This is a genomic window from Nitrosomonas sp. Nm132 (assembly GCF_900100485.1).
GTDB lineage: Bacteria > Pseudomonadota > Gammaproteobacteria > Burkholderiales > Nitrosomonadaceae > Nitrosomonas.
Genome location: NZ_FNDH01000002.1, coordinates 91,762 through 105,503 on the forward strand (window position 1 = coordinate 91,762; position 13,742 = coordinate 105,503).

Annotated in this window: 14 protein-coding genes; 3 read left to right on the forward strand and 11 right to left on the reverse strand. The window is 48.0% G+C overall.

Going from position 1 to position 13,742, the window contains the following annotated elements; translation table 11 throughout:
- Window positions 1-125 precede the first annotated feature (125 nt).
- The gene (locus BLP80_RS01325; protein ID WP_090539379.1) at window positions 126-752 is read left to right on the forward strand and encodes a 5-formyltetrahydrofolate cyclo-ligase; all 627 of its coding nucleotides are present in this window, start codon (window positions 126-128) and stop codon (window positions 750-752) included.
- 26 nt (window positions 753-778) lie between these two features.
- On the opposite strand, the gene BLP80_RS01330 is transcribed toward BLP80_RS01325, so the two are convergent.
- From BLP80_RS01330 to BLP80_RS01350, 5 genes are all read right to left on the reverse strand, one after another.
- Window positions 779-1,393, reverse strand: a complete 615-nt coding sequence (locus BLP80_RS01330; protein ID WP_090539381.1) for a flavin prenyltransferase UbiX — start codon at window positions 1,391-1,393, stop codon at window positions 779-781.
- Window positions 1,394-1,428: 35 nt separating this feature from the next.
- A complete protein-coding gene (gene hprK, locus BLP80_RS01335) occupies window positions 1,429-2,376 on the reverse strand; it encodes an HPr(Ser) kinase/phosphatase (protein ID WP_090539382.1) in 948 nt (315 codons plus the stop codon).
- Window positions 2,363-2,833 (reverse strand): PTS sugar transporter subunit IIA, encoded by a 471-nt coding sequence (locus BLP80_RS01340; RefSeq protein WP_090539532.1) that lies wholly within the window; start codon window positions 2,831-2,833, stop codon window positions 2,363-2,365. Before BLP80_RS01340 ends, hprK begins: the two co-directional genes overlap by 14 nt.
- A gap of 263 nt (window positions 2,834-3,096) precedes the next feature.
- Window positions 3,097-3,429: a ribosome hibernation-promoting factor, HPF/YfiA family gene (hpf, locus tag BLP80_RS01345; RefSeq protein WP_090539385.1), complete on the reverse strand. Its 333-nt coding sequence runs from the start codon at window positions 3,427-3,429 to the stop codon at window positions 3,097-3,099.
- Between the two features lie 599 nt (window positions 3,430-4,028).
- Entirely contained in the window at window positions 4,029-4,283 is a 255-nt protein-coding gene (locus BLP80_RS01350) for a Rho-binding antiterminator (RefSeq protein WP_090539534.1), read from the reverse strand.
- 140 nt (window positions 4,284-4,423) lie between these two features.
- Between BLP80_RS01350 and BLP80_RS01355 the strand changes: the two genes are divergently transcribed.
- Window positions 4,424-5,098: a YiaD family glycine zipper/OmpA-like lipoprotein gene (locus tag BLP80_RS01355; protein WP_090539387.1), complete on the forward strand. Its 675-nt coding sequence runs from the start codon at window positions 4,424-4,426 to the stop codon at window positions 5,096-5,098.
- A 151-nt stretch (window positions 5,099-5,249) separates the two neighbouring features.
- Window positions 5,250-6,197, forward strand: a complete 948-nt coding sequence (locus tag BLP80_RS01360) for a S49 family peptidase (RefSeq protein WP_090539389.1) — start codon at window positions 5,250-5,252, stop codon at window positions 6,195-6,197.
- 9 nt (window positions 6,198-6,206) lie between these two features.
- On the opposite strand, the gene rfbD is transcribed toward BLP80_RS01360, so the two are convergent.
- The 6 genes from rfbD to BLP80_RS01390 form a co-directional block, all read right to left on the reverse strand.
- Window positions 6,207-7,103, reverse strand: coding sequence for a dTDP-4-dehydrorhamnose reductase (rfbD, locus tag BLP80_RS01365; protein WP_090539391.1), 897 nt, complete (start codon window positions 7,101-7,103; stop codon window positions 6,207-6,209).
- Entirely contained in the window at window positions 7,100-8,155 is a 1,056-nt protein-coding gene (gene rfbB / locus BLP80_RS01370; protein WP_090539394.1) for a dTDP-glucose 4,6-dehydratase, read from the reverse strand. The genes rfbD and rfbB overlap by 4 nt, the downstream gene beginning before the upstream one ends.
- A 41-nt stretch (window positions 8,156-8,196) precedes the next feature.
- Window positions 8,197-9,558: a tRNA lysidine(34) synthetase TilS gene (tilS, locus tag BLP80_RS01375; RefSeq protein WP_090539396.1), complete on the reverse strand. Its 1,362-nt coding sequence runs from the start codon at window positions 9,556-9,558 to the stop codon at window positions 8,197-8,199.
- Entirely contained in the window at window positions 9,518-10,495 is a 978-nt protein-coding gene (locus tag BLP80_RS01380) for an acetyl-CoA carboxylase carboxyltransferase subunit alpha (protein ID WP_090539536.1), read from the reverse strand. Before BLP80_RS01380 ends, tilS begins: the two co-directional genes overlap by 41 nt.
- Before the next feature lie 129 nt (window positions 10,496-10,624).
- Window positions 10,625-11,296, reverse strand: coding sequence for a Fe2+-dependent dioxygenase (locus BLP80_RS01385; RefSeq protein ID WP_090539399.1), 672 nt, complete (start codon window positions 11,294-11,296; stop codon window positions 10,625-10,627).
- Window positions 11,297-11,511: 215 nt separating this feature from the next.
- A complete protein-coding gene (locus tag BLP80_RS01390; RefSeq protein WP_218120339.1) occupies window positions 11,512-13,725 on the reverse strand; it encodes a TonB-dependent receptor in 2,214 nt (737 codons plus the stop codon).
- Window positions 13,726-13,742 lie beyond the last annotated feature (17 nt).

Genomic DNA, 13,742 nt, shown 5'->3' on the forward strand with positions numbered 1-13,742 from the left:
ACCTTGTACTTTCCCTCAGGCAGGATAAGCAGGCGCTTCGCCGTAAAGCAAAAGCTCGCAAAAAAACCACACCCCCCCATCTCGCCCAACTACAGTTTCTGTTTCTAGGTTAGAATAGCCGCCCTATGGATAACTGGCGAGAATGGCGAAAACAACAACGCGCTTATTTGATAGCGCGCCGAAAACAAATTACTGTTGCAGAGCGCTCCATCTGGAGTGAAGCGATTACTACCTCACTCACACAAGGCTTCCCCGTCCTGCAGCAACGCTGTGTGGGATTTTATTCACCCTACCAAGGCGAATACGATCCAGCACCGGTAATGGCGTATTTATCTGCTCGTGGAGCAACGTTGGCGTTACCTGAAGTGATTGGTCCGCATCAACCGTTAAAATTCCGCAAATGGTGGCCGCAGGCCCCTATGAGAAAAGATGCCTACGGCATCGCTATGCCTCACGATACCGAGCAAGTGGTCATCCACGCTGCAGTTATCCCAATGATAGGGTTTGATAATCAAGGTTACCGGTTAGGTTATGGCAGTGGTTTTTTTGATCGCACTCTGGCTGCAATCCATCCTCGGCCATTAACCATCGGTATTGCTTTTGAGTTGCTCCACCTACCGACCATTTATCCTCATGAACACGATATTGCGATGGATTATATCGTCACCGAGAAAACCGTCTATTGTTTAGCTGATCATGTGTTACAGCCGATTTCGCGGGAGATGTGCGCCATGGAAAATGCGCTGGAATAGCGTCAGCTCTGGTGAAAAACTTTACCTTAGCTTTCCTCGCCCCAACGTGGCATCAACGTATGAGCAACCCCCAGATGATCCAGAATACGTGCGACCACAAAATCGACGATATCCTGTATGCTCTGAGGATGATGATAAAACCCAGGATTCGCTGGCAGGATAATCGCACCACAGCGTGCAAGCCGTAACATATTTTCGAGATGAATCACAGAAAATGGCATTTCACGCGGCACTAAAATAAGCTTGCGATTTTCCTTGAGCATGACATCTGCTGCGCGCTCGATTAACTTCTGATTCAAGCCTGAAGCAACAGCCGACAATGTTCCCATCGTACAGGGGCAAATCACCATCGCATCAGCCGGGTTAGAGCCAGAGGCTACTGGCGCGAACCACTCTTCTCGCCCAAATACCTTGAGTAATCCTTTTTCTGCATTGAAGTAGTCATTGAAAAATGCCTCTGCTTCCTGCGCACGTGAAGGAAGCATCAATTTCATCTCCTGCTGGGCCACGATCTGCGCCACTTGCGAATACAACAAATAAACGCGAATACCCTGAGCCAGTAACATTTCTAACAGACGAATGCCATAAGGCATTCCGGAGGCCCCTGTAAAGGCAAGCGTGATCGTCCGCGCAGCACTCATCTCAAGATAAAAAAATAAACATAGAATCTCAAATATTATTCTGAGGCATGACCATTCATTTCCTGCTCATGACGCTTGATGAATTCCTGGGTGCTGTCAATTCCGCGTAACTGCAAAATATAATTCCTGACCGCAGCTTCTACCAATACTGCCAGATTTCGTCCTGCGGCAACGGGAATAATCACTTTGCGTATGGTTACACTCAAAATATTCTCATTGAGATTACTCAGGGGCAACCGTTCAAACGAACTGATATCCGAGCCACTAGATTTCTCTAAATGAACGATCAATTTCATGTTCTTGCGCCGACGAACCGCGGTTTCTCCAAAAATAGTACGGATATTCAACATGCCAAGCCCGCGCACCTCAAGATAATCACGTAATATCAGTGGACACGACCCCTCAAGTGTTTCTGGTCCGATACGGCGTAATTCGACGACATCGTCCGCCACCAACCCATGACCACGACTGATTAACTCCAACGCCAATTCGCTTTTACCCACCCCGCTTTCACCCGTTATCAGCACGCCCATTCCCAGAACATCCAATAACACGCCATGTTTGCTGATACTCGGCGCCAGTACTTTAGCCAGAAAGGAACGCAACACCCAGATTACTTCCAGACTTGAACAAGCTGAACAAAGTATCGGTGCTTGTTTGCTTATAGCGAATGATCTCAATGCATCAGAAACCAAGGCACCATCAGCCACGACCATACATGTTAAATCACTTTGAGCTAATTGCTGGAATTTCTTCTGCAGTGGCAAAGGATCAAGCTGATTGAGATAATCAATAGCAATACTACTCAGCACCTGTATCCAGTTGGGATGAATAAAATTGAGGAGGCCAATCATTCCTTGAGCGGATTTAGCCATGGCGTCATTATCAAGCTGTTTGCTGCCATACTCCTGCCCGCAATCCCAGGTCAGGCTTAATTTATCCTGACTACCCTCAAATAGCTGGGTAATGCTAATTTGAGACATTATGAGGCGTCCAGTCAGTGATAAGTTGATGGATCTCCTTTGCATCCTTGCTCAGAAGTAATTTTTCACGAAAACTTTTATCGCTAAACATTTGCGCCAGCTCGCTTAAAATTTGCAGATGTTTATCAGTCGCCTTCTCAGGTACAAGGAGAATACAAGCGATATTGACGGGCAAACCATCCGGAGCATCAAAGGGTATGGCTTCTTTTATTCTAACCAAAGCAGCCGCTGCTTCACGAAGCCCCTTGATCCTACCATGTGGAATCGCTACACCTTGGCCAAGGCCGGTAGAACCCAACCTTTCTCGCGCGAACAAGCTATCAAAAACCTGACTGCGTGCGACGTGTAACGTGTTCTCAAATAATAATCCAGCCTGCTCAAAGACACGCTTTTTACTGGCAACATCCAGATCGACGATCACATTTGATTCAGGTATTAACTGTGAAATAAGATTCATAAAAAGAAAATAAAAATTACCCTCGATAAACGTAACATAGTACATTTCGCCAGAAATTATCTTTTTGACATCGAAATAACAGCTGTATTTAGGCGGATTTGTATAAGATTGGGAAGATCAGCTTGTATTGGCAACATATCTTCAATCATCTCGATATGTCATCGTTCTTTTATTCCTGGACCTTAACCCTGTTCCAGGTCAGCAGGTGTTGATAAAGCAGGATAATCTCTGGCACTGCAATTTTCCATTAAGTTGATCGGGTGTTACTCAGGGTGATCAAATTCCTGATTTTTTAGTGCGTCATGATTACGACGCTCTATATTCTTTTCCTTATACTTAAGAAGCTGCCGGTCAAGCTTGTCCACAAGACTGTCGATCGAAGCATACATATCGACACCCTCTGCCTCGACAAAAATATCTTTGCCGCGGATATGCACATTGGCTTCAGCTTTTTGTTTATGTTTTTCTACTGACAAAATGACATTCACTTCAATCACATGATCAAAATGCCGGGCAATCTTGTCTATTTTAGAATTCACATAATCACGCATGGCTGGCGTGATTTCTACATGGTTTCCGGTAAGATTCAAATTCATGATATCTCCTTAATTTAAACAATTAAATATTTAACGCCAGGCAATACAAATCATTTCTGTGTAAGACCTCAAGACTTGAATTTTGATTATCATTTATCCATCGGCACGACAAGAATTGCATATACGACCTGATTAATTTGGGATCACTCTACTACTGGGTTGTACCTACTATCTAGCTATTACGGGCAAAATATCAAGAAAAAACATCATTCTTTAAAGAGGCTCTTTGCAAAATCCTGTGAGCAGCGATCATACCAGATACTGGAATAGTGCAGACGATAAACGACAGTAATCGGGTCTGGCAAAACGACAGCAACTTCACTCAATAACCTCTCTACCCGGAATCATTAGTGATGATTGGCTGAACTAACCCGAATATTTCATAAATTCGCGTGATGATCACGCAGGATTTTGATTAATAGGGAAGTTTTGAGAAGGAGGGGTGTAGTGACTCATACACCCGACTGAGCAAAATCTTTCTTATTAATCAAAAGGCAAGTGCGGGCACGCGCCAATTCATGAAATATTCGGGCTAACCCTATTCAGGGATTGCCCCAGAGAAAGAAGCCCCCCCCGTTAGCTCAATGGCAAGATAATAATCAGAATACAACTTCTTTAAACTGTGCGTTTGGCGTCAACACCTGTATTTTTTCGAGTTGTATCAACTCAACTTGCTGTGGCCCCTGTTCATTATCGATAACCAGGAATTCACGTTTTTCTGTGGTTGTTACAATATCTTTTGCCTTACCCTCAAAGACTTGCTGATCTTTTAAAATGAGTCTCACCTGATAGCCATACATGCAAGCCACTTCAATATAATCATGAAGTTCACATGCAATGAGTTGTTGCGTCATAATGTATCCAATCCTTTTAGAAAAAAGTGATTTTAACGCTATCAGTGAGAAATGGTAGCGCACTGCCATAAAGATAACGAAGATTGAATTTTTTGCTTCTTCTGCTACAGTACAGTTTACTATTTACTCAGGAGGCATTTATGACGACCCGGATGACCATCACAATTCTTACAACTTCATTGATGCTCAGTGGCTGTGCCACCATGACCGATACCCAACGTGGCACCACGCAAGGGGCAGCCGTTGGCGCAGGCACGGGAGCGGTGATTGGTGCACTCATAGGCGGTGGCAAAGGCGCTGCGATTGGCGCAGGTTCAGGCGCTGTATTGGGCGCAGGAGCAGGCTACCTATGGTCGCAAAGAATGGAAGAGCAAAGAAGGCAGATGGAAGCGGCAACAGCCGGTACCGGTGTACAAGTTTCACAAACAGCCGATAATCGCCTGATGCTCAATATCCCAAGTGATATCTCGTTCGATACGGGGCGCGCAGACATTAAGTCCAATCTCAGGCCCATTCTCGATAGCTTTGCGACCAGCCTGCTTAATAATCCCAGCACAACGGTAATGATTGTGGGGCACACTGATAATACCGGCAGTGATGCCATTAACAATCCTTTATCCGTCAATCGGGCCGCCAGTACACGCGATTACCTGGTCAGCCGCAACGTACCTATTCAGCGTATCCAGATCGATGGCCGTGGTTCGTCTCAACCTGTCGCACCTAACGATAACTCTTATAATCGAGCCAAGAATCGCCGGGTTGAAATCTTTGTCATGGAGCAGCAAGCATCATCACCTGCGCTACCTCAGCAGTGAGATATGGAACACCACGAACTTTAAAAAAGTATGACTGTTTATTGACAGACAGTCGTACCATTCAATGTAATGCGTGTAGAATTTTAACAAAATATTCTAACCATACTCATTTCCATTTTCAGAAAAATAATTCTAAAGAGTTTAGGAAGCTATGACAGATCCAACAAATCGTAAAGAAGGCTGGGAGAAGGAAATGCTGGAAAAGCTAGTATTTTCATCTTTACAGGAGCAGCGTCGCGCGCGTTATTGGGGCATTTTCTTTAAATCGCTCACTTTTATTTACCTTTACGTTTTACTTTTCTGGGGGTTAGGCTGGGTCGGAGATGAAACTATCGGAATCTCTGATAAACATACCGCGCTCGTCGATTTACGTGGCGAAATCAAGCCTGACAGCATGGGGAGCGCAGACAATGTTAATGCGGCTTTGCAAAAAGCCTTTAAAGACAAAAACACTGCGGGCGTTATCCTGCGAATCAACAGCCCGGGAGGCAGCCCGGTTCAAGCAGGCTATATCAATGACGAAATTCGCCGGTTACGGGCGGAATATCCGCAAATTCCACTTTATGCTGTTGTAGAGGACATTTGCGCTTCAGGAGGCTATTACGTTGCAGTGGCTGCCGACAAAATCTTCGTGGATAAAGCAAGCGTCGTTGGTTCAATCGGCGTCATACTGGATAGCTTTGGTTTTACAGGCACCCTCAAAAAGCTGGGTGTCGAGCGACGCCTACTCACCGCAGGAGAAAATAAAGGCTTCCTGGATCCTTTTCTACCTTCTGATCCCCAGCAACGAGAACATGCCAAACAAATGCTGACCGAAATTCATCAGCAATTCATCCAGGTGGTGCAAAATGGCAGAGGTGACCGCTTGAAGAATACACCGGAAATTTTCAGCGGATTGCTCTGGACCGGCGAAATGAGCATTGACCTTGGCCTTGTCGATGCGTTAGGCAACGCTGAATACGTTGCCCGAGAAATCATCAAGACTGAGCGCATGGTTGATTTTACTACCAAGGAAGGATTCGCTGAGCATTTTGCCAAGCGTTTCGGCAAAATGACCGCTAATCTGCTGACCGGAATGGAAAACTGGCAATTGCGATAGTGCTTGTCATCATTTCTCAAGTACCTCAGTCAGCATTCGAGCAACGCCCGGTTGCCACTGAGGAACATTTAATCCAAAGGTACGCCGGAATTTCTCAGTCTTCAAGCGAGAGTTAAGCGGGCGCTTTGCAGCTGTGGCAAAAGCACGACTGGCCACTGGCAGAATGGCATCTGATTGAACCTTGATTGCGCAAGCATGTTCTCTTGCAAAATCGAGTATAAAGCGGGCATAGCCATACCACGAGACCTCCCCGTCTGCGGCCAGGTGATAAAGTCCGGCTACCTCAGGTCGCTTCCATGCCATGAGAACTGCGTGGGCAGTAGCATCGGCAAGCAAATCAGCTCCCGTAGGAGCACCCATCTGATCATCGATGACTGTAAGTTGATCACGTTCCCGCGCCAGACGCAGCATGGTTTTAGCAAAATTGTTACCCCGCGCAGCATAAACCCAGCTCGTTCGGAAAATCAGATGTCGGCAGCCAGCGCTGCGAATAGCCTCTTCTCCCTGCAATTTGGTTTGGCCATAAACATTCAAAGGTGATGGCAAATCAGATTCGCTCCATGGCTGATCGCCGCTGCCATCAAACACATAATCCGTCGAGTAGTGGACCAGCCAGGCATTTATATGGCGCGCTTCCTGCGCTAAAACGGCCGGTGCTTCGACATTGATTCGATATGCGAGGCCTCGCTCAGCCTCAGCCTGATCAACTGCGGTATAGGCGGCAGCATTGATGATGACATCTGGCGCAACCGCTCGCACGGTCTGCGCAATCCCTGTCAGATTGGCCAAATCACCGCAATATTCCTGACTGGATCTATCCAGTGCCACCACTTCGCCAAGCGGCATCAAGCTGCGTTGCAGCTCCCAGCCGACCTGTCCATTCTTTCCGAATAACAGTATCTTCACTCGGCCTGTCCCTGATAGTGGGTTTCAATCCACTGCCGATACTCGCCGGACTGGACATTGGCAACCCAATCCTGATTATCCAAATACCATTGGACGGTTTTACGAATACCCGTTTCAAACGTTTCAACGGGCCTCCAGCCTAGCTCCCGTTCGATTTTACGCGCATCGATGGCATAGCGGCGGTCATGACCTGGACGATCCGCTACATATTTGATTAATTTATGGTAATCAGCAGGACGAAACTCCTTGAGCAAATTACAAATGGTATCCACAATCTCCATATTGGGTTTTTCATTCCAGCCTCCGATATTGTAAGTTTCTCCAGGAACGCCGACCTCCAGTGCTCGGCGAATGGCACTACAATGGTCCTTCACATAAAGCCAGTCACGGATTTGCTGACCATCTCCATATATCGGCAATGGCTTACCCGCCAATGCGTTCACGATCATTAATGGAATGAGTTTTTCCGGAAACTGAAACGCGCCATAGTTGTTGGAGCAATTCGTGATCAGGGTGGGCAGCCCATAGGTATGATGATAAGCACGTACCAGTTGGTCACTGGAGGCCTTACTGGCTGAATAAGGACTATTGGGCTGATAGCGGTGTGTTTCCGTAAAAGCAGGCGCATCTTTAGAAAGAGAACCATACACTTCATCCGTTGATACATGAAGAAAGCGGAAATCTTGTCGAGCCTTCCCTTCCTGCTCTTTCCAGTAACGGTAGACCGTTTCCAGTAACCGGAAGGTACCCACGATATTTGTCTGAATGAATTCCTCCGGCCCATGAATGGAACGATCAACATGACTTTCTGCTGCCAGATGGATGATCGCACGAGGCTGAAATCGCATCAGCAATGTGGCCATTTTCTGGTGATCGTTAATATCACCTTGCACAAAGATGTGCCGCGGATCTCTCTCTAATGAAACCAAATTCTGCAGATTGCCCGCGTAAGTCAATTTATCGAAATTAATGACGGGCTCATCCGATTGCGCCAGCCAGTCCAGTACGAAATTTGCCCCAATAAATCCTGCCCCACCTGTTACTAGAATCATATTTCTTTCCGAAAAGTTGTTTGAAAAGTCATTGTGATAGCTCAATTGAATTCATTAGGCCGCCATGTCAGCATTAGTCCCGATTCTCCCGGCATTGCCTGGAAAGCGCAGTCCACACCGATGCCAGGCACCCAGACGAGTTGTTCCCCGCTAAAAAGTAACGGCAGGGCTCTACGCTCCCAGGGTGGCAGCAAAGCCTCCTGCAGGATTTTTTTCAGGCTGCGGCGGGGTCGCTTGCAATCAGGCTGGAATCGTTCTCCACCCACGCGCAAACGCACGGTCACCGGCTTCTCAACCAGCTTATCCCGCTTGATTCCGGCGCCTTCCTGCTGAACGCATTCGATTGTTCCTCCCAGGGACTCAAGAACCCAGTGACGCTCCCCATGCCAGACAAGTGGCGCTGTTATCTCGGGTTGCGCATGTTTTGATTGCATCCTGACCAAGCCTTTAAAGCATCGTATCTCCATTTCTCCAAAAACAAGATGGAGTTTGGTATCGGCCGCCGCAGTGAATAATTGCCGCAAGATCTCTTCAAGTTTTACGGTACTGGGCTGGATGACATCGTGCTGCGAGCACACATAACGCAACAGATTCTTTGCACGAGGAAAGCTAAGCTTGCGCAGGCTCTCAATATGAAGATTGCCTGCTGTCATGGCGCGTTTGCTATCAATTTCAGCAAGCTCATCCAACAAGTGAGCCGCTTCACCCAAGTGATGGCTGGCACGCGAGATTGTCTCCCGATAGGCCGGAAATCGCTGCTCCAGTCGAGGGAAAATGGCATGTCGAAGAAAATTACGGTTGAACGTCGTGTCGTCATTACTCTCATCGTTCACCCAGCCAAGATAGTGTTGTCGTGCATACTGCATAATGGTTTCGCGAGATACCTCGAGCAGTGGCCGCAATAACCGGATCGCACCTGCTGAATCGAGCTTCCTGACAACCGGCATTCCTCCCAACCCCTTAACGCCGGCGCCGCGAAGAAGCTGCAATAGCACGGTTTCAACCTGATCATCCTGGTGGTGCGCCAGCACAATGTAATCCGCCTGAACGCACTCGAATACCTGATAACGCGCCTGCCTGGCAGCCGCTTCGAGACTCACCTGGGGCGCCTTCTTGACTTTCAGACGAAAAATCTGGATGGGAATACCCAGGGCGTTACATTGATCCTGACAGAAATCACTCCATTGGGCAGCATAAGCGCTAATGCCATGTTCAACATGCACTGCGGAAAGTCTGAAGGCCATCGATCTTGAAAGCGTATGGAGTAAATGCAGCAGTACCACTGAGTCGACCCCCCCGCTTAGCGCAACCACCAAATGATCTCTCCTGGTGACTTGCTCGCGCAGGATACTTTCAACATACTCAAGAATGGTGATCGAGCTTGATTTCCTTGAATTTGCCATACCCCATCAATCGATTGAAACGCTTCTCCAATAACGCCTCATGCGGGAGATCCTGAAGTTTTCGTAAGGAATCCTGCAAGGTGCTCCTGACTGAATGCATCATGGCGGGATAATCGCGATGGGCCCCGCCAATCGGCTCGCTGATAACAGCATCGATCAGCCCCATTTCTTTAAGGCGATCAGCGGTAATCCCCATGATTTCTGCCGCTTCGGAAGCTTTATCTGCACTCTTCCACAAAATGGAAGCGCAACCTTCCGGAGAAATCACCGAGTAAGTTGCATACTGTAGCATCATGACCGCATCCCCGACAGCAACAGCCAGCGCACCACCTGAGCCCCCTTCACCGATCACGATGCAAATGATCGGGACTTTCAGTTCAGCCATTACGTAGAGATTTTGCCCGATCGCCTCGGACTGCCCGCGTTCTTCCGCGTCGATCCCCGGATAGGCGCCCGGCGTATCGATAAACGTCACCAGCGGCACCGAAAATTTCTCCGCCAAGCGCATTAATCTGAGCGCCTTGCGATAACCTTCCGGTTTCGGCATACCGAAATTACGGTAAATTTTCTCTTTGGTATCGTGACCTTTCTGATGACCAATTACCATCACCGTCTTACCGTTAAACCGTGCCAATCCGCCGACAATCGCGTGATCATCGGCAAAATGGCGATCGCCATGCAGCTCTTCAAAATCAGTGAATAAATGCTGAATGTAATCGAGCGTAGAGGGGCGCTGCGGATGACGCGCCACCTGTGATATCTGCCAAGGCGTGAGCTTGGCATAGACGCTTTTGGTTAGCGACTGGCTTTTTGCCTGTAATTTAGCAATCTCAGCGGAAATATCCAGTGCTGAATTATCCTGAGTAAAGCGTAGTTGCTCGATCTTTTCTTCAAATTCCTCGATGCCCTTTTCAAAATCCAGAAAAATCGTTTTCATGAAAGTATGCATGTAACTCTAAAAGCAGGATGATACAGGATCTGAAGGTATTTCTGCAGGATTGGACAAGCCAGCATGACTCTTATTCAAACCTTCCTGAGGCCTTATGCCGCAAAAAAAGATTTTCTGTCAAACATCCGCCCACATGCGTAGCAAGTTATGGTAACAGGATACCAGCGCGACGATTTCCGGACTCTCCGGACCACGCGCGCGTAGCCCCTGAATGGACGCATCCAGTTGGAACAGTAACGCACGCTGGTTCGTATCACGCACCATGCTTTGCACCCAGAATACTGCGACATCCCGGCAGCCGCGACGAATGGGCTCCACTCGGTGCAAACTGCCTGAGGGATAAAGCACAAGATATCCGGCAGGGAGTTTGATCCGCTGGACTCCATAGGTATCCTCAATGATCAGCTCACCCCCTTCATATTCATCCGGATCCGACAGAAACAACGTGCCGGATACATCGGCACGCATGGTCTGAGACCCAAGCCGTATCGCATTGTCGGCATGCATGCCAAACCCCATGCCTGTTCCATAACGGTTGAATAGCGGTGCACAAATCATCCTGGGTAAAACTGCGGAAACAAACAGCGCATTGCGATGCAGCGCATCATGCACAATCCCTGTCAGCATTTGTGTCTCAGGTGCATGTGCCGCGAGTTGCAGGTTATTCTTTACCTGAGCGGCCAGTTCACCGGCCGTAGCCCGACCGTCACCAAACTGCGCTTTTGAATAAATCATCCGAATATGGGAAAGCTGTTCGGCGGTTAACATATTATCAATGACGAGGAGCATTTTTTCCTTTATTCATGAAATGATTCTTGGTTTATCAATACTCGTACGCCTAGCCCGAATATTTCATAAATTGACACGTGCCCTCACTTGTCTTTTGATTAATAAGAAAGATTTTGCTCAGTCGGGTGTATGAATCACTACACCTCTCCTTCTCAAAACTTTCCTATTAATCAAAATCCTGCGTGATCATCACGCGAATTTATGAAATATTCGGCCTAGAATCTTAGGCGGACGCTGATCTGCCCTGTTAATGGCACACCCGGCAATGCTGATCTGGCCTGGCCTGACTGATAGTACTTCTCGTCAAACAGATTAAACACGTTGCCCTGCAGGGTGAAATGTTTATGGATATACGACACGCTGGCATCAACCCGTGCATAACCAGGCAAAGTCACTTCATTAACGTTGTCCGCATAACGCGAGCTGGCAAAAAATACCCCGCCAGCAATTTCCCATTGCGGCGTGATGCGGTAACTCGTCCAAACGGTACCGCTATGATCGGGCACATTGATCGGTTTCTTGCCTTGCAGCGACTGGCTTATACCACTGATCGTACCCACTGCCATCGTATTGGATTTGATGATCTCCGCGTCCAGGTAGGCATAAACAGCGGACAGATTCCAGTTAGGCAGCAGCTCGCCAGCCAGGCCAAATTCGATACCGTCGGTGCGCTGCTCACCTGCCAGCACATTCAGCAGGGGGTCGTTAGGGTTGGTCGTGCGCGCATTGGTTTTTTCCAGTCGGAAAATTGCACCGGTCAGCGATAACCGGTTATTGAAAAAATCCAGCTTGGTGCCCATTTCAAAATTCTGATTCTGCTCAGGATCAATACCCGTTGTCGCAGCCGACAGATTGAACGTTTCGGCAGAAGGATTAAACGATTTTCCGTAGCTGAAATAATGTGACTGCCAACTCGCCGGCTGCCACACAATACCGGCACGCGGACTGAATTCATTGACCTTGTTGGAAAGTTCAGTATTCGTCAGCCTGTCCATCTGTTTGGCTTCCAGCACATCGTAGCGCGTTCCTCCAAGCAGCTTCAACTGGGGGGTAATCTCGAACTGATTGAGCACATAACCTGCAACGGTCTGTAAGGTGATAGACCGATTCGTAGCGAGCGTTCCTGAAAAATCATTGGCTCGCCCTGTTCCCACTGTCGAAGTAAGCACCGGATTAAAAATAGAAATGGAACCTACTCCCGTTGAATTCTTGGAACGGAAAGTAAAATCTTCCCAGCCAATTTCTGTTCCAAAATATAAGGTGTTATTGAAGCCCAATATAGGCTTATTGAAGCTGAAATCCGTCTGATTAAAAAAGTTTTCTTGCGGACTGTCACGCAACGCCTGGGTACGTGCAGCCGTTGAGTCTGCGCCCGCTTCTGTAACTGCGCCAAATAGATGCGTGCGATAGCGCCGGTCATAGTTCCCGTACCGGAAAGTATTGCGCACCGTGAAATCGCTTGAAAAGTGGTGAGTCAGCGTTGCGGTTGCAATAGTAGCATCGATTTTCTGCAAACGATCCTCACCAAAACCATAGAACCGCTTGATGGATACATCCGCGGGTCGTCCCTGATATATCGGCACGCCATAATCAAACACACTATCCTCATGCTGATGCAGCAGGTGCAAAACGAGATTCGTATCCGGCGTAAAATCGAATCGCACTGACGGCGCAATGCCCCAGCGATTGGTAAAATTAAAATTACGGTAGGAATCCGCATCCTGATAGAGCGCATTAAGCCGGAATGAAATATTTTCAGTGGGTGCCATGCCTACATCGGCTGTTGCCCGCTTGAAATCAAAGGCACCATAGGTGAAATCTGCAGAGGCGAAGGGATCACCCTGTGAGACAGGCTTCTTGGTCACGGTATTAATGATCCCGCCGGTTGCACCCCGCCCAAACAGCACGGAAGACGATCCCTTGAGCACTTCCACCCGTTCCATGAAAAAGGTATCGCGGAAGTATTGACCATTTTCCTTCGCGCCGTCCTGATAGGTATCGGAGTGAGCGGCAAATCCCCGCAGTGTGATCGAGTCACCTGTGCGCCCACCTTCCCCAGCGGCAATCGTCAGGCCGCTGACATTCCTGAGTGCATCCCCCAGATTGAATGCATTTTGTGAACGAATCAATTCTTCTTTCACCACATTGATCGATTGCGGTATGTCGCGCAACGGCGCCTCGAATTTGAGGCCAGTAGTCGAGGTATCTGCTTTGTAACTCGACTCTTTGGCCGCATTCACACGAATTTCGGGTAGCATTTGTTGAACAACTTGGACATCCCCGGTGGCTGACAAAGCTTTGTCCTGCTGTTTGCCTTCCGTTTCCTCAGCGGCTGCCTGAGGTGGCATACCTGCCAAAGCGATAAGGACAGTCATGGGAATACGTTTAAATTTAAATTCTGCTTTGAAACATTGTGTTATTTTTTTCACAGACGAAGCTCCCTGTT

Bases quoted from the DNA above. Each gene is read 5' to 3' on its own strand.
- BLP80_RS01325 (WP_090539379.1), top strand. From the start codon at position 126: ATGGATAACTGGCGAGAATGGCGAAAACAACAACGCGCTTATTTGATA.
- BLP80_RS01330 (WP_090539381.1), bottom strand. From the start codon at position 1,393: ATGAGTGCTGCGCGGACGATCACGCTTGCCTTTACAGGGGCCTCCGGA.
- hprK (WP_090539382.1), bottom strand. From the start codon at position 2,376: ATGTCTCAAATTAGCATTACCCAGCTATTTGAGGGTAGTCAGGATAAA.
- BLP80_RS01340 (WP_090539532.1), bottom strand. From the start codon at position 2,833: ATGAATCTTATTTCACAGTTAATACCTGAATCAAATGTGATCGTCGAT.
- hpf (WP_090539385.1), bottom strand. From the start codon at position 3,429: ATGAATTTGAATCTTACCGGAAACCATGTAGAAATCACGCCAGCCATG.
- BLP80_RS01350 (WP_090539534.1), bottom strand. From the start codon at position 4,283: ATGACGCAACAACTCATTGCATGTGAACTTCATGATTATATTGAAGTG.
- BLP80_RS01355 (WP_090539387.1), top strand. From the start codon at position 4,424: ATGACGACCCGGATGACCATCACAATTCTTACAACTTCATTGATGCTC.
- BLP80_RS01360 (WP_090539389.1), top strand. From the start codon at position 5,250: ATGACAGATCCAACAAATCGTAAAGAAGGCTGGGAGAAGGAAATGCTG.
- rfbB (WP_090539394.1), bottom strand. From the start codon at position 8,155: ATGATTCTAGTAACAGGTGGGGCAGGATTTATTGGGGCAAATTTCGTA.
- tilS (WP_090539396.1), bottom strand. From the start codon at position 9,558: ATGGCAAATTCAAGGAAATCAAGCTCGATCACCATTCTTGAGTATGTT.
- BLP80_RS01380 (WP_090539536.1), bottom strand. From the start codon at position 10,495: ATGAAAACGATTTTTCTGGATTTTGAAAAGGGCATCGAGGAATTTGAA.
- BLP80_RS01385 (WP_090539399.1), bottom strand. From the start codon at position 11,296: ATGCTCCTCGTCATTGATAATATGTTAACCGCCGAACAGCTTTCCCAT.